A 23,873-nucleotide genomic window follows, 5' to 3' on the forward strand; every position below is an offset into this window, starting at 1 on the left:
AGGCAGCTCAAACCATGAACCTATGGATATGACTGCCAACCTCCCCGAAGAGCAAATTCTTGCTGTTGAAAATAAGATCACTGTAAATTTTAACTTTACCGCAAAATCTAAAAAGATCACGGTACTTTCATTTATGTCGGAAGGCAAAAATGTTGGTAGCCTTATGAACGAAAACGGTGTCGAATCAGGCACTTATGACGTCGAACTAGATTTTGAAGGTTTTGCTTCTGGTGTGCATTCCCTGACTGTCGAAGGATATGACCCGGCATCCGAGACTGAAATCGTAGATAGTCTGGAGGGTATTGATCTGGAAGTAAAAGGACTGGAAATCCCACTCAAGTATAAGTATGAACCTAGGGCAAGATTTGTCAACTTTTCTCCTAAGATCAGCAATATTCTGTTGCCGATCATTAGCTTTGATATAGAGTTGTTTCTTGTGAAGCAGGGTCTAAAAGAAGATGAAGAGAACCCTACAGAATACCAGTTTGATTCAAAGCAGGCTGATGCCACATCTACTATCCGTACTTTTTTGAATGGAAAGGATGTTACTTCCGTTACTTCTTTCGATCAAAAAAATGCGCAAATAAAGCTGTCCACACCACTCCAGGAAGGGCTCAATACAATTAAAGCAGAGCTTTCTTTTCAGGAATATTCCAATACCCAGGTTGAACTCGAACATACAATTGCATTGGATACCACAGCTCCAATACTTGAGATCGATCAATCAGAACTATTTTCAAGAGATCTTCGACCTTCATTTGAATTAACTGCTTTGGATGAAATTAGTGGAATCGATGACACAAGCCTAACATTTGAAATCAATGGTGTGGATTTTCCGTTCGAGTGCAATGTTCAAGATATTGAAGGCAATAACAAAAAGAAGCTGATATGCCGACTTAAAAGTAATTTGTGGGAGGGGCGCCATACCATAGCGGCATCAATAAGTGACCATGTAGGCAATAGGAGTGAGGAGTTATCATTTGATGTATTTATTGACACCATCCCGCCTAGTATAGTCAAAACAATTCCACAAAACAATGCTGTGGTGAATGCCAAAGACCCACTATTCCAAATTTTCTTCAGAGACGAACAATTACCGGCTATCGCGCGGAGACCAATTAAGGAAATGCTTGGAATTGGTGGAAGAAGCCTGAAAGCGTATCTCGATGCCGGGGTATATAAAATTTATCAACTCCTTGAACTCAACCCCAATAAGAATCCGATAGTAGGAATTAAAAGAGTTCCGTTGATCAGGAAAATATCTAGAGCAAGATTGGTTACCGATGTTGAGGTAGATGCTAATGTGTACCGCAAACTTTTACATCTAACTATTTATGATGTAGTCGCCATGTCCATTGAGGACATTGCTAAAAAAGGAAATGTCACCATCGACAAAGCGGGAGAGCTTTATAGTAAAATGAGCTATTTACATAATGCACTGGATATGGGCATTACTAAAAGAGTAGAAATTGGCCAATGTACTGCTGTGGAAGGAAGCGGAGTGCACAAAGTGACCATGATATTGGATGGTACAGATGTATCTAACAAGGTAATTGTAACTTCAGATCGGGCCGAATACAGACATGACGGAAATTTGACAGCTGGGCCTCATAAAATTGAATTGATATTTGAGGATGGGGTAGGCAATGAAGGTAAAAAAGTCATTGAGTTTATTGCTGATGATGAAGGCCCTGAGGTCTACGACATTAACCCTAAACCAGCAACTTATGTCAATAAAAAAGAGGTTAGCCTATTTGGGAAGTTTGCTGATCAAATATCTGGAGTCAATGTGACATCCATTCAGGTGATTCTCAATGGCAAGGATATTAGCGATGAATGTAAACTTACTGCTGCTGGATTTTCTGCAGCTCTTACCAATTTAAAAGAACAAGAACATAAAGTCGAAATTCTGGTAGAAGATATTGTGGGTAATCAACGGACAGTGAACACCAATTTTTTCTACGATACTACTCCGCCTACCGGATATTTGGATCACGAATTGCATCTTACGGCTACATCGTTCGGGAAATTGAAAATTAGTGGCAAGATCACCAGTGAAGACGCTGCTTACGATACTTTTCAGGTAGAAATCAATGGAAAAAAGGGCAAGGTGCTATCTGATTATAGCTTTAGCGCTCAGGTAAATCTGCAGGATGGATTAAATGAGGTTAAAGCTAAAATATCTGATCAGGCAGGCAATTTTGTGGAGACCAATATGCTCTCCATTTTTAAAACTAATGAACTGTCCACAGCAGTATATGGAAAATTACTGGACGAGGATGGTAAACCTTTGGTTTCAGGTAGGATTTACGTAGAACAAACCGAAAGCTGGAGTTTGGCAGACTCGGATGGTAAGTTTTGTATCTACACCAAGCCACTCAAAAGCGGGGTCAATTTGATAAAAGTTAAGCCCCCAGAGGCCAGTACAGATACCTATCAGCGATTGGGAATTCGTAAGAAGCTATCCTATAATAAAACATACGATTTAGGAAATCTAGTTTTACTAAATGCTGTTGTTGCCCAAGAGGGTGTTGAGTTGAAGTCTGGATCATATACAGAAATTAATGATTCCAAGGGTAAAGTGACAATTGTAATGCCACCTATAGAAAGTGTGATTTTTCCATTTGATACAGGTGGAAAAGTAGCAATACGGCTCCTGGATGCCGAGGATCTGCCTTACAAACCTGCAGGATTTTCAACAGCAAATCATGTGCTTTCACTTGAACCCAGCGGGCTCAAGATAATCGGCGAAAACGAAGCCACATTGGAGTTTAATAACCTCAATAACCTTGACCCAGATACTACAATTCCTCTATACAGTTTTGATCATCTGACTGGTAGATACAAAATAGCCGCAATGGCCAGAGTAAGCCATGATGGTGAGAAGATTAAAACCATTCCTGGACACGGAATTCGTAGCTTCTCCGAAAAAGCACTATCTGTTTACGAGCCACAAATTGAAGTATTGGAAGAGGCCATGCACCAGCAGGGATTCAATACCCTCAACAATGGCCTGACGGTCGATGTAGCGCTGCCTTCATTCAAGTACATGAATAAGGAAGTAACACCGGGATTGGTATACAATAGCCGAACAGCAGACCCAACCGTAAATGTTTCAGGAATATTTAAAGGCCTGAAAAGAGTAAAATCTTTTAAGAAGCTTGAACATACGCTAAATACGCAAACGCAAAAAGGGAAAAAAGTCATTCTTGATTTATATAGTACCGATTTTCGTTTTTTACCTGGGAACCTGTCCAAACCAGACCAAACGGTAATACAATATTTCGGACTTGAGGATGACCCGATCAGTACACTATCCGAAGACGAGCAGCTTCGAGACTTTGATGGGTTCTATACGATTAGTTCTAATGTAGTGACACTCTATGAAATAGAATGGGAAATCATTCCAGAAGTAGAAACCAACATGTGGCCAAGATCTATACAAGCAGAGTATTTTATGGGAGATCAAAAATCGGATGAGATTACCATTTATGGCAAGCCGGTCACTTATAAAGTAGAAGATACTACCATAGATACTTATGAACTTCCACTAAACCTTGCGATTAATGCTACCATAGAACCACCTATAGATTTACCAACTGGTATTTACTCATTTCTTGCCAAATACAGCGTAGCCTATGATGGTTATAATTTAATCAGGTATTCATCAATAGCTAAGTCCATGTTCATCGATCCAGGATTTATAGTTAGGATGAAAAACGTAAGAGAAGAAGTCACAGATCCAGATTTACGAGCTAAAATTGATGAACAAATCAGTTTCTTCGATAAAGTATCCAATAGTCTAACTAGTGGAGAGGCTATGCCAGAAGAGATGCAAGTCAGACCTATGGACACCACCGATCTACTTAATAGGAGCAATGCAGGATCTATCATTATCAACAATCAATCGCAGAGTCCATTAGGTAGAGGTTGGGTTATGAAAGATGTGGCAAGAATAATTCCAGTTGATCACTTTCAGGCTTTACTAATAGAAGGAGAAAGAGCCTTGAATTTTTCAATACGCGATACTTTGTCGGTGAAACTGTACAATGAAGCAAAAAGCTTTTGCCTGCTTGGTGATGGTAGACAAGCATTACTGAAATACGAAGACAAAGTCAGTCTATTCGATCTTGATAGTCAAACAGAGGTTTCTATTATCTCACATAATTTATCACCTATAGAAAACCGTGAAGAAAAATCTTTACAAACTAAGGTATACAAAAAGATCTCGTGGTCCGAGCCCGTATGGGCGTATTATTACCTATCCATTCCTTATCCTTGCGGTATTTCGTGGAGCGGTATCAAATGGTGCCATCATCGCATAATCGGCGGCCGGTTTGTGCTCTATCACAAACATCATTCTCGTTGGGATTTAATGCAAGATTGGAAGCATGATAAAGATTCGCCGAGTAGTCAAAAACATGAAAACACCAGTCTTATACCACAACTCGAAGGTATGGTCAAAGATGCCAACGGAGATGTATTCGTAGCTGATGCAGGCACACATCGAATTTACAAATTAACCAAAGCAAATGACTACAAAGATTGGGAAGTAGTAGTAGGTAGAATACAGGAGATTAAAGATGTCAGCCCTGATGTTAGGTATACGAGAACAAGTGGTAATTCTAAGACTGATTATCTGGAAAACAAAACAGAATGGACCTATCTAGCAGATACAGGATTTTCCGCTGATGGCACATTGGCTAAGGAAGCTTCGATATACTCGCCTTTCGGTCTTGCCATTGACAAGGAAGGAGATTTGATTTTCAGCGAAAAAGGACACCATAGGATAAGGAAAATTAATAAGGAAGGAAGGTTAGAGACTGTGGCAGGAGATGGAAGTATAATTTTCAACCCAGCAATAAATGATGCCAAAAATACGGGCATACCGTCCCCAGGATCGTTGTGTTTGGATACTGAGGGTAATGTCGTTTGCCTAATTGATATTTCTAAAGGAGATGACCTCAGTCAGGGTTTAGTAAAAGTGGATCCCAATGGCAACCTCATTCACATGGCAGGCAACCCAAATGGAAGCACTACCACAGGTATCAATGGTCAGCTTTTCAAACTAGATGATGCTCATCAAGTGATTTGCGATGATTCCGACTTATGTTACTTATATATAAATGCAGGTACTTATAGTAAAATCCTGAAAATAGATGAGCGTGGGCTAATCCATGAGTTTGCTGGAGGAAGCAATACTGACAAGGACGAGAATCTCGATCCATTGGATGCATCCATAGGGTCTGATGGACACATGGCTTTTACTTCCAATGGCAATTTACTGATTATGGATAGCGGTAAATTACGTCAGGTCACGAGATCATTTTTAGAAGCGGGCGCAACTAAGATGAGGGGACCAATAGGTTATTTCGACTCCACACTAGAACGAAATGCAGATGGTAGCTGGATTCGTCAATTTAAAGGAGGTAAAAAGGCATACTTTGACTCACAAGGCCTCCAACAAAAAACTGTGATCAAAGGGAAGAATGAGATCAATTATGCTTATGATGAAAAACAAAACCTTGTCAAGATAGATTTTGATAAAGGGCAATTCATAGCGCTAAGCTATAGTCCAGATGGTAAGCTTCAACAAATTACTGATCATGCAGGAAGGCAAACGGATCTTATCATAAGCGGAAAGGATCTCATTGAAGTAAATCTTCCAGATCAACGGACACTGAAATTTACCTATGACGAGTCTGGAAAAATATTATCTAAAGAAGAACGGTAAACCACTAACTGAAAATAAGATGTCAAGAATTACTAATTATACTTATACAAGATCGGGCCTATTGAAACAAATAGAAAGAGAAGGTGACGTAACGGAAATCATCAGACCAGAAGATCAAGCTAAACCAGTTGAAGGTGAAATTTCGATAGATGATGCCTCCTCCAAGGTTCAAACGAGTGGGTTTGAAGTAAAAATTGAAGCAGGAGATCAGGGTACAATCAGGAAAGTGATTTATCCATCAGGAAAGACTGTAAGTACGGTGTTTAACAAACAACTTCAGCCTATTTATATAACATCTGATGAACAGGAAGTCAGTATGACCTATGACGAGGATGGTCGTATGATCAAGAGAAAAGATGAAAAAAAAGGAACATTGGAGGTTTTCGAATACGAAGGGAATCATCTCATAAAACACAAAGATGGTGAAGGTCGATTTACTCTTTGGGATTACGAGGATGACCTGCAGACCAGAAAAAGCCTAATGAACTATCAAAAAGATGATGAAGGAAAATATGTAACGGATGAAAAGGGTAAAAAAATTGAACAAGTTAAAGTAGTTGAAGAGAGACAATACAATGATTTTGGTCAGATAGAATCAGTTAATTGCACCTCGGGAATGGATCAAACTTTCACTTATGATCACCATGGAAATCTTTCCGAATTCAAAAATAATGGTCAGACAGAAACTTTTGACAATGATGATTCAGGTAATGTTGTACGATCTGTACAGGGTAATCTTACTAAAGAATATCTATATGATAGTTTCAATCGACCTGTTGAAGTGATCGAAAATGGAGCCAAAACTGGCTACATGTATGACGAACATATGCGGATCATAGAGGTTATTCAATCCAATGGACAGTCATCATTTTTTGATTATGATGTCTATGATCGGTTGATCCAGAAAAGAGATGTCAACGGCAATACTTGGAAGTATGATTATGATCAGAAAGGTAATCTTAAACAATTGACTAAACCAGATGGGTTATCAATAAAGTATGAATATGACGAATCTGGAAATGCCATAAAGATAATTGCAGGAGGTGAAGTAATTGAACAAGAATTTGATATCAATAACCGAATGATCCGTAACAAAAATAATCTGGCAGACATCAGTCGTGAATATGATCTTACTGGGATGTTAAAAGAAGAATCATGTTTGTTTGAAGAAAAACAAGAATATGCTGTTAAATATAACTATGATCGTTCGGGACTTTGTACCAAGATTGCTGCTGTAGGCCAGGAGATAACTTTTGACTATGATGATTATGGTCAACTTATAGATATTGAGAGTGGAGAATTCCATTTGGGCTTAGGCACCATCAAAAACAAGCGCCCGTCAATTTTTGAGCATGACAAATTTAAGATAACCACCACTAGCAAAGGCTCAAACGAAACATCAATGCTGGTCAACAAAGGGGAATCAAAACTTTTTGAGCAGGAATACCATTACAATGAGCAAGGAAATTGCATATCCGCTGAAGTAGTGGGTCAGGCTTCCTGGTTGTTTGAATATAACATGTTTAATGAATTAACCACAGCAGAACTAAGTGGGCATGAGCAAAATGTATCCTATCAACGAACATTGGAGTATGATGACCTTGGAAACAGGATTAAAGAAAATAACTTTGAACTGATCTACGATGATTCGAAATATCAACTGCTTGAAGATGAACGCTACAAATACTCTTATGATCAAAATGGAAATCTTGCAACCAAGGAGAATAAAGCCGATGGTTCTTTAACTAGTTTTGAATATAATGCCTTTGATCTGGTTACAGCTTTCAGTCGAAAAGCATCTGATGGGCAGGTACTGGTGGAGGCAAACTATGGCTATGATGGTCTGAGTCGAAGGGTAAGAAAAGTGGTTAAAAACCACAGTCTGCCAGAACAAAGTATAGACAAGTGGTACATACATGATGTAAAAAATGTATTGGCTGAGCTAGATTCGGAGTTCAATACCACCAATTTTTATGTTGGGATACGTGAGTTGGACCATTCATTTGGTTTTGTACGAAATGAGAAAGCTTATTACTACGTAAAAGGAAAATTTGGCAGTGTACAGGCTATCCTAGATCATGATGGGGAGATAGTTGCCAGATATACCTATGGACCTTTTGGTGAGTTGTTGTATGAAAATGCATCAATCAGCAATGACTTTCTCTATATAAGTCGTGAATACGACCGCGAACTAGAGGCCTATTACATTCGTGCGAGGCATTATGACCCGGCAACTGGTCGCTTTTTTCAACTTGATCCAGATGCTGGCAACCTACACGATCCCAGGACACATTTGTTGAAATATGCTTATGGCAACAATAATCCACTTCGATTTTTCGACCCTGATGGCAGAAAATCACTATGGGAACATATTGGAGATCTTTGGGATAATTATCATCCTTTTGCTGGATTCAAGCATGGTTTTTTTGCTGGCTTGGTTCATCTAATATTTTGGCCTGTGTTGTTCCTAGGTGCATTAATCGGTGGTATTATTGGTTATTACGCTAATGATGATTTTTGGGAAGGAGCTAATGTCGGAGCGAAAGTGGCTTCTATTATCAGCTTAGCATTTATTCCAGGCTATCTGTTTGGTTATTCTTGGGACGAAATAGATGATTTAATATAAGTAGGTTTCATACTTTAGGATAGCAATTTCTTGATCTTTTCAAGAGATTAATCAAATATTTTCTTTTCAAAAAAATCCACTGACATAGGGTTGTCAGTGGTCGGTATTTCATTTGTATAAAACATATTCAAAAACTAAACTTTATACAAATGACCGATCAAATAACGGAATTGGTGATTTACAAAATCAAACCTAATCAGGTGGAAAATTACCAGTCCAACATTATTCATCATTTCAGAGAGCTCGTCAAAAGTTTTGACGGAATGCTCAATTATCAAACCTATCATTCTGTAAAAGAAGAAGGGTTGTTCGTTGATCAAGTCCAATGGAAGAACTTAGAATGTGCTGAGTTTGCCGCTGAAAAAGTAAAGGAAATGCAGCAGGAAGAACTCTACGCACCTTATTTGTCTGCATTCGAAGAAGTAAAATTTTTCTTACACGTAAAACAAGTGGCCTGATGGAAAAGATAAATCTCATAAAAGAATATCCTAACTATTACAAAGCGAATAGTAAGCCTATGGAGCTTGAGGTTGAACAGCTTAATTGTTTAACCATAAGTGGTATTGGTGCTCCAGATGGAGCATTGTTTCAGAATAGCATCGGTGCCATCTATGCAGTGGCGTACACGGTAAAGAAATATTGCAAATCAGATAAGAAAGATTTTGTGGTGCCTAAGTTGGAGGCTTTTTGGTGGGTAGAAGAAGGACTTGTCTTTGATGAGACCCCTCAGAAAGATTGGCATTGGCAATTGATGATCAGAATGCCAGAATTCGTGACTACTGATCACGTCGATCAGGCAGTGGAGGAGGTCATTCACAAAAAGCAAATTGTACTGGCTAATGAAGTCCAACTCAAACCGGTCTATGAGGGGAGAAGTGTGCAGGTATTACACAAAGGGTCTTATTATAAAGAGGAGCCAAGTATCAATAAGATCATGGAGTATGTCAAAATGAACAATTTGCAACTCAATGGACACCATCATGAAATTTACATTTCTGACCCTACTAAAACTGCTGAAGAAAAATTGAAAACAATTATTCGATACGCCGTTAAATAGTAGAATACTCAGTTCTCAGCTGCATGCTCTTGATTGTTGAGAACTGAGTGTACTTTCAACTTTGAACTTTCAACTCACTCCAAACTATGCCTGAACCACTCAAAAACGAATTCAATGAAGCTTTTGTCACCAAACTGGGAGATGAATTAGCTAGAAAAGATGAGTCTTTTAATTTGGATGGTTTTGTCCGCTCAACAATTAATGAAAACTGGGAAGTCAGAGAACTGAAAGATCGAATGAGACATATCACCCATATGATTCATGCTCACACTTCTCTCGACTATTTGAGTCAATTGCCTATAGTTGTAGACATAGCTGCTCAATTTAGCGGTCTTAGGGGCATGACATTTCCAGATTATGTGGAAGTGTATGGGTTGGATCACCCTAAAGAGTCTTTGAAAGCTTTGTATGAATTGACAAAATATTCTTCATCAGAATTTGCCATTCGTCCATTTATACTAGCTTTTGAAAAGGAAGTTATGAAGGAGATGTTACAGTGGAGCAAGGATGAAAATGAACATGTTCGGAGGCTCGCTTCAGAAGGTTGCCGTCCGAGGTTACCTTGGGCGATGGCTTTGCCTGCATTTAAAAAAGATTCTTCGTTAGTATTACCCATATTAGAAAATCTAAAATCAGATGAATCACTTTATGTACGGAAAAGTGTAGCCAACAATATCAACGACATCACCAAAGACCACCCTGAAGTTGCCTTGAATCTTTGTGCCAATTGGTATGGCGCGAATGATCACACGGACTGGATTGTGAAGCACGGACTACGAAATATGCTCAAAAAGGGAAATGCAAAAGCTTTACAAATCATTGGTTTTGATGATAAAGCAAAGTTTGAAGTATCAGAACTCCAGCTATCCGAAAAAGAAGTAAAGATGGGGGGAAGTTTCAATTTTGAGTTCCAGATTTCAAATTTGGAATCAAAGCTTGCTTTCGCCAAAGTAGGATTTGTAGTTTCTTATCAAAAGTCCAATGGTTCCTTGTCGGACAAAATTTTTCATGTGACTGAAAAGGAGTTTGCCTCGGACGATTCAGCCAAATTCAATAAAAAACTATCGTTTAGGGATTTAACTACTAGAAAGCATCACCCTGGATTGCACAAGATTGGCGTGCTGGTGAATGGTAAAAAGTTGGCAGAGGAAGAATTTGAGTTAGTGTAGATAAACCCATAAGGTTTTCAAAATCTTATGGGTTTGGTGATGTATCTTAGCCTCATGTCCGAAGGAACCATAAGAAAAAACATCCATATAGGAGCAGAAGTAGAAATTGTGCAAAAGCACCATCAGCGATCTGGTGAATTAACAAATGGTATCGTCAAAAGGCTCCTGACCAAATCACCCAATCACCCACATGGCATTAAGGTTCAACTCGAAACGGGAGAAGTGGGAAGGGTAAAGGAGATCGTGGAAGAATCCTGAATGATTTAACTAACTAAACCTGTTAGGGTTAATTGCTAGAATACCTAATTTCAGGTATTTGCTTCTCGGCTCGGGCCTTTCATCATTGAATTAAATCGTACGAATTAATTTAAAAAATGAAAAACCCGTTGATCAAGTACATTCTATGCAGTAACAAACCAATCCACTTAATATTGAAATGGTGCTCATATTAGGTACAATTGGTATACTGCTTAGTAGTCATTGTGTTGTTTATTTACTTGTATTAGCGCAGCTCACTAAGCTTAGTTCGGAATACCAAGAAATCGAAGATATACGCAAAAACAAGAATTCAAGTCAGCCTACGCCATCCTCGAAGGACAGTAGTGGGCTTACATGCAAGTGTTCTTAGTGTTGCATGATTTTGGAAGTTAAGGTATCTTTCATGGATAAAATCTAAACATTCATTTATGCAATTTGTGCCCCATAATTCGAGTGAGCATTTAACGCCATTTATTCAATCCATATTTCATATAAGCCAATTTGTGCCAGATCATTCTATTCAAAGAGTAGTGCCAACAGGGCACATCTTCATCATATTTGAACTTGATGGTTTTGTTCGTCATACCTATGACAATGAAAACTTAACAGAGCAAGGCAGCTTTACAAAAGTCTGGATATCAGGTATGCATAAAAATTACATTTCAATTTCTGCACATCAGCAATCTGAAATGTTTGTGATTCAGTTTAAGCCTTTTGGTGCCTATCCATTTTTTCATTTTCCACTGGAAAAATTAAATGAAAAGGTTGTACAGGCAGAAGAGGTTCTGGGACAAGAAATTTTGGAGCTTCGCGAAAAGCTGTATCAGGCAGAAACTTCTCATGATAAGTTTGCCTTGGCGGAAGCTTGGCTCACAAAGCGGTTCGATAGTCAAAAGGTGCCAACTAATGATTTATATGTCATTTCTGAAAAATTACAGCAAGAATCTGTTACTAATTATGCAGAGGCCATAGCCGATTACCCAAATACTCAAAAACATCTTATTGACCAGTGTAAAAAATACTTAGGGCTAACACCGAAGTATTTTCAGCGCATCTTAAGGTTTAATGAACTGTTGCAACAAATACAAGAAAAAAAGAGTGTGCCATGGTCTCAGGTGGCGTATCAATGCGGCTATTCAGATCAGTCTCATTTCATCAAAGAGTTCAAACATTTTTCTGGATTTAATCCAAAGGAATACATCGAGCAAGAATATAATCAAACCAGTGATCCAAATTTTTTTCCACTAGATAAGTAAGGTTAATTTTTTACAATACTCTTTTCGACTCCTTGCTTAAAATTGTTTTAAAAAACTTAAAACATGGATTTAACAACAACTTTTGGAGCCATTGGATGGGGCTCAGTAACTTTAGCAGCTATATCATCTTTTCTAGTAGGAGGTATATGGTATGGACCTCTTTTTGGAAAAGCTTGGATGCAAGCATTTAATTTTACGGAAAAGGATCTGAAGTCAAGAAATATTCCAAAGACATTTGGACTTTCATTGCTCCTGGCTTTTATAGCGGCAATAACATTGGACATGTTCATTGGCACCGAGGCTACTTTTGCATTTGGGGCAATGGCTGGCTTTTTAGCTGGTTTTGGATGGGTGGCAACGATGCTCGGCATTCTTTATCTATTTGAAATGCAATCGCTGAAAGCTTATCTTATTAATGCTGGTTATTGTGTGGTGTCGCTCACACTAATGGGACTTATTTTGGGAGCTTGGTAAAATAAATAGTTATGGAAAAAGGATTATTAGAAAAGACTGGAAAATCACTGAAGTATTGGATCGAACTCGTGAAAAGTGCTAAAATTGAGAAGCATAAAATAATTATTGACTATCTAAAAAAAGAACACGGATTTACACATGGTTATGCAAATTTCGTAGCACTAAAAGCCAGAAAGTCTGATGCAGCTTCTATAAATGATCAGGATTTGCTCCAAGCACAGTATAAGAATAAAGAAGTGCTGAAACCTATTTATGAGAAGCTAATTGATGAAATTGAGAAGTTCGGATCTGACGTTACAAAAACACCAAAAAAAGATAGCGTGAGTATGATTCGAAAGAAGCAATTTGCTCTAATCAAGCCAGCGACAAAAAACCGAATAGATTTGGGTATTAAGCTCAAAGGAAAACCTATTGGTTCGAGACTTGAAGCTTCTGGTCCTTTTGGGTCTATGTGCACTCATCGAGTCAAATTATCTGATGTAAGTGATGTGGATGATGAATTAATTGAATGGCTTGGAGAAGCTTATGAAGCAGCAGTATGATAGAGGCACTAAGCATAGTGATCTTCCTTATTCAGCTCTTAGATCTGTGCTTTTTGATTCTAGAAAAGTAAAGACTAATAACAGTTTTTGCTTTTCTACAGATGGAAGAAATCTAATGATATCAGAACTCATAGTTCTATTATTTAATAATGGGAATTTACGTCAATACTTTACCTATTTCATGAAGTAAATAGTCAAGTATGGGAGGTTATTCTATCAGATAGGTTTGAAAAATGAAGGTAGGTGAAAGATAGATTTCAATTTCATAGTCAGCGGGCATAAGTTTTTAATTCCTAATTCTATTTGACTTGTCTTGCAGCCACTAAGCCATATATTTGTGTACATAGATCATTAAACAATTGTAACCAAAATATTTTCTATACGCCCATAACTTTAACACTTGACGTAATGCCCCAAAACTTAAAAAAACTCGACAAAATACTTGTAGCGAACAGAGGAGAAATTGCTATTCGAATTTTGCGAGCTGCCTCCGAGCTACAAGTCAGGACTGTAGCCATGTACACCTATGAAGACAGGTATTCGCTACACAGATACAAAGCGGATGAAGCCTATCAAATTGGACAGGATGACGAGCCTTTAAAGCCATACTTAGATATTGAAGCCATTATCAAATTGGCTAAAGAGCATCATATTGATGCCATCCATCCAGGATATGGCTTTTTGTCTGAAAATGTAACTTTTGCCAGAAGATGTGAAGAAGAAGGGATCATTTTTGTAGGGCCAAGATCAGAGATCATGGCTCGCTTAGGAGATAAAGTCGAGGCCAAGAAATTAGCGATTGATGCCAACGTGCCTGTTATCCAGGATAGTCAAGAAGATTTGGTAGACGTTGCAATTGCCAAAAAAGAAGCAGGACGAATTGGTTATCCGATCATGCTCAAAGCAGCTTCTGGTGGAGGCGGACGTGGTATGCGAGTGATTCGTTCTGAAAAGGAACTCGAAAAAGCCTTTTACGACTCCAAAAGCGAAGCAGAGAAATTTTTTGGGGATGATACGGTCTTCATTGAGAAATTCATTGATGAGCCTAAGCACATAGAAGTGCAACTCATGGGTGACAACCATGGAAATATATTGCACCTACATGAAAGGGATTGTTCCGTTCAGCGTCGATTTCAGAAAGTAGTGGAAGTGGCGCCCAGCCCAAATCTGAAGGAAGAAACCCGTCAAGCGATATTCGATTATGCCATCAGCATCGCCAAACATGTTGATTATAATAATGTAGGTACCGTCGAGTTTTTGGTGGACAAATCTGGTGAAGTATATTTTATTGAAGTCAACCCTAGAATTCAAGTAGAACATACTATCACAGAAGAAATCACGGGAGTGGATATTGTGCGATCTCAAATACTCATTGCGCAGGGTCATCCTTTGACCTATAAGGGCATTTTCTTAAACAGTCAAGAAGACATCAAAGTCAATGGATTTGCCATTCAATGTCGGGTGACAACTGAAGATCCCGTTCAGGATTTTAAACCTGACTATGGAACTATCATAGCCTATCGGAACGCTGCTGGTTTTGGGATCAGATTGGATGAAGGATCCACCTATCCAGGCATGCGTATTTCTCCCTTTTTCGATTCGATGTTGGTGAAGATTAGCGCCAAAGGCAGAACGCTTCGTGGAGCGAGTGAAAGATTGCAACGTACTTTGACAGAGTTCAGAATTCGAGGAGTCAAAACCAATATAGGCTTTTTAAAGAATGTGATTTCTCATCCGGTATTTAATACAGGAGACTGCACGGTCAATTTTATTGGGAATCATCCTGAATTGTTCAAAATCACAAGAACACAGGATAGAGGAACTAAGACCTTGAAATATTTGGCCAAAGTCAGTGTCAATGGCAATCCAGATGTGAAGTTCGTTGACCAGAATAAAAAGTTTGTGACACCCATTGTCCCTTCTTTTGATAAGTACGCCGAGTATCCAAAAGGCACAAAGGACAGACTCAATGAACTGGGTCGTGAAGGTTTTGTGAAATGGATGAAAGAGGAAAAGCAGATTCTCTTCACGGATACTACCTTCCGAGATGCGCACCAGTCTTTGTTAGCTACCAGATTCAGAACCATTGATTTATTAGGCGTCGCAGAAAGCTACGCTAAGAATGTGCCACAAACCTTTTCTATGGAAATGTGGGGAGGAGCCACTTTCGATGTGGCTATGCGCTTCTTACATGAATGCCCTTGGGAGCGACTGAAGCTGCTTCGACAAGCAGCCCCAAATATCCTTTTTCAGATGCTATTGAGAGGGTCTAATGCGGTGGGATACACGGCTTACCCTGACAATCTGGTGGAGAAATTCATAGAAAAAGCTGGAGAAGAAGGCATTGATGTATTTAGAATATTTGATTCACTCAATTGGCTCGAAGCCATGAAAGTGAGCATCAAGGCTGTGAAGGAACGAACCAATTCACTGGCCGAGGTTTGTATCGGGTACACAGGAGATATTTTGAATCCAGAAAATAAAAAATACAACCTGGACTATTACGTCAATATGGTCAAGCGTATCGAAGATGAAGGAGCACATATTTTGGCCATCAAAGATATGGCTGGTTTGCTTACGCCATACGCAGCAGAGCAACTGATTCCGGCATTGAAGGAAGCGGTTGATTTGCCTATCCATTTGCATACACATGATACCTCATCTATGCAAAACGCCACCTATTTGAAAGCGATTGAGCAAGGGGTAGATGTGGTGGATTGTGCGTTGGCTTCTATGTCAGGATTGACCTCTCAGCCTAATTTCAACTCATTGGTTTCTGTACTGGGGCATCACGACCGAAAGCCGGAAATCAACTTGGAGGCGATCAACAAACAGTCCAATTATTGGGAAGACATACGAGAGATTTACTACCCATTTGAGTCTGGTCTCAAAGCTGGAACCGCACAGGTCTATGAAAACGAAATCCCTGGGGGTCAATATTCGAACCTCAAACCGCAAGCAGCTGCTATCGGATTGGTGGGAGAGGACTTTGAGCGCGTGAAGAAAAACTATGCCGTTGTCAATAAGATGTTTGGGGATATTATAAAGGTGACACCAAGCTCGAAAGTAGTGGGAGACATGGCAATCTTCATGACTTCTAATAATTTGACACCAGCTGATGTGTTGGACGAAAGCAAGAAGCTTTCTTTTCCAGATTCCGTGATTGGATTCTTTAGAGGTGATTTGGGGCAGCCAGAGGGAGGGTTTCCTGAGCAACTTCAGAAGGTCGTACTCAAAGACATCAAGCCGATGAAAGGCAGGCCCAATGAGCATCTGACTCCTATCGACTTTGACAAAGAGTTTGCTGCTTTTCAAGAGAAATATACGGAGTATGCTGACTTCTTGGATTTCTTGTCATTCAAACTTTACCCTAAGGTGTTTGAAGATTATTACAAACACCACGCAGAGTTTGGCTATGTGGATAAGATACCGTCTAAGGCCTTTTTCTATGGAATGAAAAAAGGAGAAGAGATCTTGGTGACATTGGGTAAGGGAAAGACCATTATGGTCAAACTCATGTACATCCTGGAGCCAGACGAAACGGGCATGTGCACGGTCGGTTTTGAGCTCAACGGTCAGGTGCGTCGTGTTCAGGTGAAAGATATCCACGTGAAAGCCACGGCTATTTCTCATCAAAAAGCAGACAAAGACCATCCGAATGAAATTGGAGCACCATTGCAGGGCAAACTATCGGGCACTTTTGTGAAAGTAGGCGATGTAGTAGAAGAGAACGATCCGCTTTTTGCCATCGAAGCTATGAAAATGGAATCCACCATTTCTGCTCCTAAATCTGGAACGGTAATAGCGGTAAAAATCAAAGCTGGCGAAATGGTCGATCAAGATGATTTGATCGTGGAGCTGGAGTAGCATATTAAACCTATAAGGTTTTCAAAACCTTATAGGTTTTTTTTTTAGATTGCAGTAACTGATTCCTCCAGCATTTGAGTGAGATAAACCTTATTAAAATAATTTTAAATCGAATATGTACAAGGTATCTATAATAGATATATAGTCACCTTTGTCTACATATCACTACGTTAGCTTTAATTATGCACAATTTTCACAAACAATAATTTTAAAATCAAACAGATGAAAACAAAACTATTAGCAGTTTCCTTAGCACTTTTCTTAATGTCAAGTTGCGCATCAATCATTCATGGTCCGACTCAAACTGTAGACTTTACAAGCCAACCTACTGGAGCAACCATAACTATAGATGGGAAAGAATATGGAAAAACACCACAAGCCATTGAACTTAGAAGAAAGGGACGTGAAAAAGGAGATAAATCAGACAAACAGATGTATGATGTTAAAGTTGCACTAGATGGATATTACCCATACGAACTAAAAATCAAAAGAGAAATGGACGGATGGTTTCTTGGAAATATTCTTTTTGGCGGACTTATTGGAATCATAGTAGATGCTTCAAATGGAGCGATGTACAAATTAACCCCAGACCAAATAATTGCTCAAATGAATAAATCTACTGCCATGAATTATTCAGATGAAGATAAAATTTACTTTGCTGTGACTCTTGAAGCTGATCCATCTTGGATGAAAATAGGCCAACTAAACAAAGTAGATTAAATAAAGCTAACAATAGATAAAATGAATGCGCTTACTTTTTTCATAGAAACTTAAGCACCAAATCGAAAGATTTGTACTTCAATCAAACTGTGAGCGCACTCATTTTATCAAGACGTTGGCGTGCATTCAAAGAAACCGATGAAAAATATTTATTTAATAATCATAGTTTGTTTGCTAGGGTCTTGTAATTCTAATACAAAATCAGAGACAGAGAAATCCGAAAGTACTGACCTAACTCAAAAAGTTGATTCGACTGAAAAATCGACACAAACAGGTTTTCAACCAGAAAAACTCGATATTCCTGTAATTGGGTTATTTGAACTATCCGAAATGAAAATGGATAGTTTGAATGAGTATGGTGCAGGTGACTGTTGGGGAACCATAAGAAGATATTCACTACCAAATACCGGACTTGCAATTGACTCCATGACTTGCGGAGAGTATGGTTTTACGTACACTTATTATCTTTTGAGTGACAAGGACTTTATTCAAGTGATTTACACGAAAAAGTCTGAATCAATTCCAGACCCTGAAACAAATTCATACTACTATGTTCAAGAAGAACAAGTAATTGATTTCAACTCAGACCCTGCTATCTCAATGACAAAAATTGACACTATCACAGATTATAAGTTGAGAGAAAAGCCAATTGACAAGGAATTCAAATCCGAAATATTAACTGACAAACAAACAACCTATGAACACTTTGAAATCGATTATCAAGGAACATGGGAAATGGAAATAGAGTATTAAATAAATATAAAACGACACGCCAACACTGTATATAGCAAATAGGGCGTTCGGTGGTTTACTAAAGTTCAGTGCTACATACCAACAACGCCAAATCATTGATTTGGCTTTTAAGGATGAATAAATTAAAAACAAAATACAACGCTTTGGCTCAGTGCAAACTTGAAAGTTTATCGCTTTCTATTGCCCTACTTGCCATATACTAAACGTTATAGACCAGAATTATGAAGTTTTTTCTCATTTCGCTACTTACGAGTTTTTCAGTTTATTACGCAAACTGTCAGACGAATTCGGCAAAACGGATATCTCCACTAACAGATACAGAATTTGAGAGAGAGTTTCAATTCGAAACTCAGAAGGGAAAATTGCATTTCAACCACGATGGAACTTTTAACATAACCAACGAAGAAGGAACCCAGAAAGGTAAAATATCACTTGACCAATACTTCGAAATCCACAAATTGTATTTCTATCATCAAAATGCCAACCTCTTTTTATTTCTCGAGCTCACGGACGGCATTGACTCGTACGTTCAAGTTAATTGTGTTTCTTTAAAAGACTTATCTACAACTTGGACACACGTAAGTGCAGGACTGAACCTTACTGAAAGTGTAATCGAAGATTCTAAAGCATATCTAGCTCACATCAATTTTGTCGGGTGTCTTGACCTTAACACAGGAACAACATTGTGGTCATTAGAGAACTTATATAATTCGTTCAAAATCACATACTTCAAACAGATTGAACTAACGGAATCATCAGTAAAATTCAAATACGGCACTAAATCACTAGACTTCAACAAAATATCGGGAGAAAGACTGAACTAAAAAATAAACAATATGAAAAGAATTTTAATGTTCCTATTTCTTTTGTTGGCCATCACATCAATGCAAGCTCAAGTCCAATTAATTAAAGCAGACTCGTATTTAGATGTAAGAACCGGCAAATTGATTAAACCAGCAAATCTTCTGATTGAAAACGGGTTAATAAAGTCCGTCAACCCCAAAACAATTTCTGATAACGTAGAAGTCATCGACTTGTCGGGCAAAATTTTACTGCCGGGTTTAATGGATATGCATGTTCATTTAGATATGACTTTCGAAGACAATTATCAATATCAATTGCTAACTGAAAATGCGAGTAAAAGAGCTTTAAGAGGAGCAAGAAATGCAGAAAAAACGTTGCTCAGCGGGTTTACAACAGTTAGGAATATTGGACAGGTTCATCCTTCAGTTGAACTAATAGATGTGGCATTATCAGAGGCATCTGACAAAGGCTGGATCGTTGCACCCAGAATTATTGCATGTGGGCATATGATTGGAATAACTGGTGGACATGCAGATCTTTCCATGATGGGAGGATTTGCCGAGAATGTCATGGATTTAGGCCCTAAAAATGGTATTGCAGATGGTACAGAAGAAATGTTGAAAGCCACTCGATATCAAATAAAGCGCGGAGCAAAAGGAATAAAAATAATGGCAACTGCTGGTGTTTTATCATTAGAGGAATCAGTAGGTGCACAACAAATGACAAGCATAGAAATGGAAACAGTTGTTCAAGAGGCAAAGAGACATAATGTAACAGTTGGCGCTCATGCGCATGGTACTGCCGGAATTATTGCTGCAATTAATGCAGGGGTAACCTCCATAGAGCATGGTTCGATTTTAAACGATGAGGCTATTAACCTCATGATTGAGAAAAATACTTTTCTTGTGCCTACAACAGGGATCATGGATTTCATCCCATTAGATTCCAAAATGAACCCTAAGCTTGTTGAGAAGGGAGAATACATCATTCCATTAGCTATAAAAAGCCATGAAAATGCCATAAAAGCAGGTGTAAAAATTGCACTTGGGACAGATGCACCTCTCATGCCTCACGGTAGTAATGCTTTGGAATTATCAGCAATGGTTAAAAGAGGAATGACTAATATTGAAGCTATCAGAGCAGCCACTATTAATCCCGCTGAAATGTTAAAACTTGATGACAGGGGAGAAATAAAAAAAGGTTATTTAGCGGATATTATTGCTGTCGATTCAAATCCTCTGAATAATATTAAAACTCTGGAAAATGTAATATTTGTTATGAAAGGTGGTACAATTTATAAGAATGAAGATTAATCGGCACCTAACAAGGTATCAAAATAATAGCCGAAATCGGCTACTATTCTTTTACAAACTGTAATATGACAGGAAGCTAAAGATTAGCAAATTTAACGAGCTACAATAGCATCTCATTCACTTTTGAGCGCTTATCTTTTTTAAGCTATTCTCAAGTACTTATTAAACGTATTCAACTAAATTCAAAACATGATAATAAGAAAGATTATTGGATCAGCATTCACAGTTGTAGCACTTGTTACTTGCCTTATTTTCATTTCCAGAACAGAATTTAGTATACAGCTTCAAGCTTGGGTTAGCTTTAAATACTACATGCAGTTTGCTCCATATTTTATTAGCATTATGCTCTTTTCTTGTGGAGTATTTTTATTTCAAAAGAATGTAAAGTCGAATTTCGCTATGGCAATATTTGGGTATACAATTCTTGAATTAAATCTTTTGAACTGGATAGGAATATTGCCCAATAACTTAGGCATCTATACAACTATTATGTTTGGTTGTTGTGCTTTGGCGGCTCTTTGGATTGCTCATGCAAATTCATTTAACTTAGAAAAATTGTCTTTAAAAGAAATCCTAATAAGTATTTTTATCGGAGCTTTGGAGAGTCTACTTCTTTACAATCTACAGTAACTATATCTGGGAGTTAAGCAGATCACATCCGCTAATGAATGAATGGAGTTTAATCGATCTGGGCATTTTTGCAGGGCTAGGAAAGTCCGCCACAAGTAATAATTTTGAAATAAAGCGTGGCTATGTGCGAAGCAAGAGGTTATGCATTCTAATCCTTACCACTCATTTAGCTGATCATCCGCAAACAACATGAAAACTGAATGGAGCAAAATAAGTTTGATTTTTCTCTTCCTGGTAGCTCTCATAGGAACGTTGCTACGTTCGGCAGCTTTCATTTCAATTCCATTTAATTATTTGAATCTTGTTCATGCGCATTCTCATACGGCCTTTCAAGGCTGGGTATATCTGATGATGCAACTGCTTCTTGCGAATACTTTTTTGACCAAAAACCAAATCGAAACAGGACGATACCCATTACAATTTAAACTGACTGTGTCTATTGTTATTGGGGTTTTGGTTTCTTTTGCCTTACAAGGTTATGGCTTGTATTCTATCGTATGCTCCACCTTGTTTCAATTGCTTAATTATTGGTTCATTTTTCGGTTTTTGAAGGACACTAAAAAAACGAACACTTCAGATCAAAATACCTTATCTCTGAAATTCGTAAAAACCGGGTTATGGTTTGGCTTAGTCTCTACGGTCTTTCCTTATGCGATTGGCATCACATCGGCCAAAGGGTTGGGTGGAACAGAAGTTTACACTTCATTGGTCTATTCCTTCATGCACCTTCAATACAATGGTTGGTTTCTATTTGTGGTATTGGGCTTGTTCTTTAATTATTTGGATAGGAATCATATTCATTATAATAGAAAACAAGGTATTCGATTTTATTGGCTGTTTGCAATTATTGTGATTCCTGCTATTAGTCTATCTCTTTTAGGAATGGAATTTTCTAATCATATTCAGCCTATTGCTTACCTTTCAGCCCTAACCTTGGGAGTTGCATTTGTCTTTTTTATACTGACTTTGCCAAAAGACCTCACTTCTCGATTTGGGCAAGAAAGCATTTGGTTCAAATTTTATTTCCTGACTTTTTTAGCTTCGTTCGCATTAAAAATAATTTTACAATGCCTTTCTGTATTTCCCTTCTTCGAATCGTATGCATTCTACAACAAATCCCTTGTTATCGCCTATTTACACCTAAGCCTCATAGGTTCCATTTCCTTTCTGTTTTTTGCACTATTAATCGAAAAAAGGTGGTTGGTCTTGAATGCATTTGTAAAGATGGGAAGCGCACTATTGCTACTAGGCTTCGCAATAACAGAAGTGGTATTAATCTTAGCTGGATTTAACATTTGGCACAACCAAGTGATTTTAATTCTTGGAAGTGCCGCCATGGGCTTAGGAATATTCATGATGATCGTTAGCGGAATTAAAGAAAAAACCAACTAAGAAACCATTTGAATTATTTACTTGAGCAAAATTATTACATGTTAGGTATGCTAAAACGTTATCCATCTAAGCCGGAAATCTATTATTTTGCATGAGCATATTAACCTTCACTTGCATCTATGTCGAATTCCTGCCTCAATTGTGGTGAAACATTGAACGGTCAGTATTGTACCAACTGTGGCCAACAAAACAAGGATAAAGACCGTTCGCTAAAGCACCTATTAGGTGATTTGCTTAATAATCTCTTTTTTGTTGACAATCGGTTTTGGGTGAGTTATAAGTATTTACTTTTCAAGCCTGGGGTGATGACATATGAATTTCTGGAGGGAAAACGACGGAAGTTTATGTCGCCCATTACACTGTTTTTGTTTGTCAATGTATTGTACTTTTTTGTGTCGCCATTGACTGATTATTCACTTTCACTGACTGATCAGATGAAGCAGCCTACGCACGGCACCTTGGCTTCAAGAATGGTGGAAGATAAGTTGGTGCAGGAGGAGTTGGACTTGGAAGCGTATGCCCCGATCTATAAGCAAACCTCAGACAATGTGTCCAAAACCATTATGATTCTGAATGTGCCTATGATAGCCTTTTTTGTCTATTTGATCGCGATAAGAAAACGAAAGTACTACTATGATAGTCTAATATTCAGTGTTCACTTCTTTGCTGTTTTTCTCTTATGTATTATAGCTGGGATATCATTGGCTCCTGCGTATCGGTGGGTGATCAACGGTTTGCTGGAGATACATATGAGTCCTTGGACTATTTGGATGCCATTTTTCATGCTTGTGCTTCCGACAATCTATGCCATTGTTAGTATTAAAAAATTTGCGCAAATGAAATGGTACCACACGATTTGGAGTGGTTTACTCATTTTTATATCAGGGTTTGTAGCTCAATTCATTTATAGAAGTATTGTATTTTTTGTTTCTTTTTGGATGACTTGATAGAATTTTAGTTAAGCTCATCGATTGAACTTAGCAAACATTTTTTTTTATGGCAACAATGGAGCGTTGACTTTCTCCGCTTGTTCAGTAGTAGGTTGAGAACCATAAAACGGTACAGTAGCAGAAAGGTCAGGCACTTTTACCTCCATCATATTGGATATCCAACCTCCAAAACAGCATCTTCATAGTTGGGCATGAGAAGCTCATCAAAGATGAAATGATAATGCCTCCAACGGCATAAACATAAAGCTTCTCAATGAACCTTCTTCGAGTCATTTTGTTGTAAGCGTAAGTATATAATTACTTGCTGCTGGATATCTTCTTTGCATAG

Annotated in this window: 17 protein-coding genes and 1 pseudogene; 17 read left to right on the forward strand and 1 reads right to left on the reverse strand. The window is 38.3% G+C overall.

Annotated features, from left to right (window positions below):
• Positions 1–28: 28 nt before the first annotated feature.
• The 17 genes from ABJH98_RS04230 (at position 29) to ABJH98_RS04310 (ending at position 23,542) form a co-directional block, all read left to right on the forward strand.
• A complete protein-coding gene (locus ABJH98_RS04230; RefSeq protein WP_348306385.1) occupies positions 29–5,734 on the forward strand; it encodes a hypothetical protein in 5,706 nt (1,901 codons plus the stop codon).
• Positions 5,735–5,753: 19 nt separating this feature from the next.
• The gene (locus ABJH98_RS04235) at positions 5,754–8,360 is read left to right on the forward strand and encodes an RHS repeat-associated core domain-containing protein (protein WP_348306386.1); all 2,607 of its coding nucleotides are present in this window, start codon (positions 5,754–5,756) and stop codon (positions 8,358–8,360) included.
• A gap of 149 nt (positions 8,361–8,509) precedes the next feature.
• A complete protein-coding gene (locus tag ABJH98_RS04240) occupies positions 8,510–8,818 on the forward strand; it encodes a hypothetical protein (protein ID WP_348306387.1) in 309 nt (102 codons plus the stop codon).
• On the forward strand, positions 8,818–9,417 hold the full coding sequence (locus tag ABJH98_RS04245) for a GyrI-like domain-containing protein (RefSeq protein WP_348306388.1): 600 nt from the start codon (positions 8,818–8,820) through the stop codon (positions 9,415–9,417). Before ABJH98_RS04240 ends, ABJH98_RS04245 begins: the two co-directional genes overlap by 1 nt.
• A gap of 86 nt (positions 9,418–9,503) precedes the next feature.
• A complete protein-coding gene (locus ABJH98_RS04250; protein ID WP_348306389.1) occupies positions 9,504–10,586 on the forward strand; it encodes a DNA alkylation repair protein in 1,083 nt (360 codons plus the stop codon).
• Between the two features lie 54 nt (positions 10,587–10,640).
• The gene (locus ABJH98_RS04255; protein WP_348306390.1) at positions 10,641–10,844 is read left to right on the forward strand and encodes a YwbE family protein; all 204 of its coding nucleotides are present in this window, start codon (positions 10,641–10,643) and stop codon (positions 10,842–10,844) included.
• 428 nt (positions 10,845–11,272) lie between these two features.
• Entirely contained in the window at positions 11,273–12,100 is an 828-nt protein-coding gene (locus tag ABJH98_RS04260) for a helix-turn-helix domain-containing protein (RefSeq protein WP_348306391.1), read from the forward strand.
• Positions 12,101–12,163: 63 nt separating this feature from the next.
• A complete protein-coding gene (locus tag ABJH98_RS04265; RefSeq protein ID WP_348306392.1) occupies positions 12,164–12,574 on the forward strand; it encodes a DUF1761 domain-containing protein in 411 nt (136 codons plus the stop codon).
• Positions 12,575–12,585: 11 nt separating this feature from the next.
• Complete coding sequence (locus ABJH98_RS04270; RefSeq protein ID WP_348306393.1) at positions 12,586–13,116, forward strand: DUF5655 domain-containing protein; 531 nt, start codon at positions 12,586–12,588, stop codon at positions 13,114–13,116.
• Positions 13,117–13,524: 408 nt separating this feature from the next.
• A complete protein-coding gene (locus tag ABJH98_RS04275) occupies positions 13,525–16,983 on the forward strand; it encodes a pyruvate carboxylase (RefSeq protein ID WP_348306394.1) in 3,459 nt (1,152 codons plus the stop codon).
• 222 nt (positions 16,984–17,205) lie between these two features.
• Positions 17,206–17,703, forward strand: coding sequence for a PEGA domain-containing protein (locus ABJH98_RS04280; RefSeq protein WP_348306395.1), 498 nt, complete (start codon positions 17,206–17,208; stop codon positions 17,701–17,703).
• 138 nt (positions 17,704–17,841) lie between these two features.
• On the forward strand, positions 17,842–18,456 hold the full coding sequence (locus ABJH98_RS04285; protein WP_348306396.1) for a hypothetical protein: 615 nt from the start codon (positions 17,842–17,844) through the stop codon (positions 18,454–18,456).
• Positions 18,457–18,677: 221 nt separating this feature from the next.
• Complete coding sequence (locus ABJH98_RS04290; protein ID WP_348306397.1) at positions 18,678–19,280, forward strand: hypothetical protein; 603 nt, start codon at positions 18,678–18,680, stop codon at positions 19,278–19,280.
• Between the two features lie 12 nt (positions 19,281–19,292).
• On the forward strand, positions 19,293–20,573 hold the full coding sequence (locus ABJH98_RS04295) for an amidohydrolase family protein (protein ID WP_348306398.1): 1,281 nt from the start codon (positions 19,293–19,295) through the stop codon (positions 20,571–20,573).
• Positions 20,574–20,762: 189 nt separating this feature from the next.
• Positions 20,763–21,203 (forward strand): hypothetical protein, encoded by a 441-nt coding sequence (locus ABJH98_RS04300; protein ID WP_348306399.1) that lies wholly within the window; start codon positions 20,763–20,765, stop codon positions 21,201–21,203.
• A 189-nt stretch (positions 21,204–21,392) separates the two neighbouring features.
• The gene (locus ABJH98_RS04305; RefSeq protein WP_348306400.1) at positions 21,393–22,595 is read left to right on the forward strand and encodes a hypothetical protein; all 1,203 of its coding nucleotides are present in this window, start codon (positions 21,393–21,395) and stop codon (positions 22,593–22,595) included.
• Positions 22,596–22,714: 119 nt separating this feature from the next.
• On the forward strand, positions 22,715–23,542 hold the full coding sequence (locus tag ABJH98_RS04310) for a DUF3667 domain-containing protein (RefSeq protein WP_348306401.1): 828 nt from the start codon (positions 22,715–22,717) through the stop codon (positions 23,540–23,542).
• A gap of 53 nt (positions 23,543–23,595) precedes the next feature.
• Here ABJH98_RS04310 and ABJH98_RS04315 read toward each other — a convergent pair.
• Positions 23,596–23,718 (reverse strand): annotated as a pseudogene (locus tag ABJH98_RS04315) (dienelactone hydrolase family protein); the annotation flags it as partial.
• Between the last annotated feature and the right edge of the window lie 155 nt (positions 23,719–23,873).

This window comes from Reichenbachiella sp. (assembly GCF_039969095.1).
In the GTDB taxonomy this organism is placed as follows: Bacteria; Bacteroidota; Bacteroidia; order Cytophagales; family Cyclobacteriaceae; genus Reichenbachiella.

Excerpts from the sequence above, each read along its gene's own strand:
- ABJH98_RS04230 (WP_348306385.1), top strand. The coding sequence starts at position 29 with ATGACTGCCAACCTCCCCGAAGAGCAAATTCTTGCTGTTGAAAATAAG.
- ABJH98_RS04235 (WP_348306386.1), top strand. The coding sequence starts at position 5,754 with ATGTCAAGAATTACTAATTATACTTATACAAGATCGGGCCTATTGAAA.
- ABJH98_RS04240 (WP_348306387.1), top strand. The coding sequence starts at position 8,510 with ATGACCGATCAAATAACGGAATTGGTGATTTACAAAATCAAACCTAAT.
- ABJH98_RS04245 (WP_348306388.1), top strand. The coding sequence starts at position 8,818 with ATGGAAAAGATAAATCTCATAAAAGAATATCCTAACTATTACAAAGCG.
- ABJH98_RS04250 (WP_348306389.1), top strand. The coding sequence starts at position 9,504 with ATGCCTGAACCACTCAAAAACGAATTCAATGAAGCTTTTGTCACCAAA.
- ABJH98_RS04255 (WP_348306390.1), top strand. The coding sequence starts at position 10,641 with ATGTCCGAAGGAACCATAAGAAAAAACATCCATATAGGAGCAGAAGTA.
- ABJH98_RS04260 (WP_348306391.1), top strand. The coding sequence starts at position 11,273 with ATGCAATTTGTGCCCCATAATTCGAGTGAGCATTTAACGCCATTTATT.
- ABJH98_RS04265 (WP_348306392.1), top strand. The coding sequence starts at position 12,164 with ATGGATTTAACAACAACTTTTGGAGCCATTGGATGGGGCTCAGTAACT.
- ABJH98_RS04270 (WP_348306393.1), top strand. The coding sequence starts at position 12,586 with ATGGAAAAAGGATTATTAGAAAAGACTGGAAAATCACTGAAGTATTGG.
- ABJH98_RS04275 (WP_348306394.1), top strand. The coding sequence starts at position 13,525 with ATGCCCCAAAACTTAAAAAAACTCGACAAAATACTTGTAGCGAACAGA.
- ABJH98_RS04280 (WP_348306395.1), top strand. The coding sequence starts at position 17,206 with ATGAAAACAAAACTATTAGCAGTTTCCTTAGCACTTTTCTTAATGTCA.
- ABJH98_RS04285 (WP_348306396.1), top strand. The coding sequence starts at position 17,842 with ATGAAAAATATTTATTTAATAATCATAGTTTGTTTGCTAGGGTCTTGT.
- ABJH98_RS04290 (WP_348306397.1), top strand. The coding sequence starts at position 18,678 with ATGAAGTTTTTTCTCATTTCGCTACTTACGAGTTTTTCAGTTTATTAC.
- ABJH98_RS04295 (WP_348306398.1), top strand. The coding sequence starts at position 19,293 with ATGAAAAGAATTTTAATGTTCCTATTTCTTTTGTTGGCCATCACATCA.
- ABJH98_RS04300 (WP_348306399.1), top strand. The coding sequence starts at position 20,763 with ATGATAATAAGAAAGATTATTGGATCAGCATTCACAGTTGTAGCACTT.
- ABJH98_RS04305 (WP_348306400.1), top strand. The coding sequence starts at position 21,393 with ATGAAAACTGAATGGAGCAAAATAAGTTTGATTTTTCTCTTCCTGGTA.
- ABJH98_RS04310 (WP_348306401.1), top strand. The coding sequence starts at position 22,715 with ATGTCGAATTCCTGCCTCAATTGTGGTGAAACATTGAACGGTCAGTAT.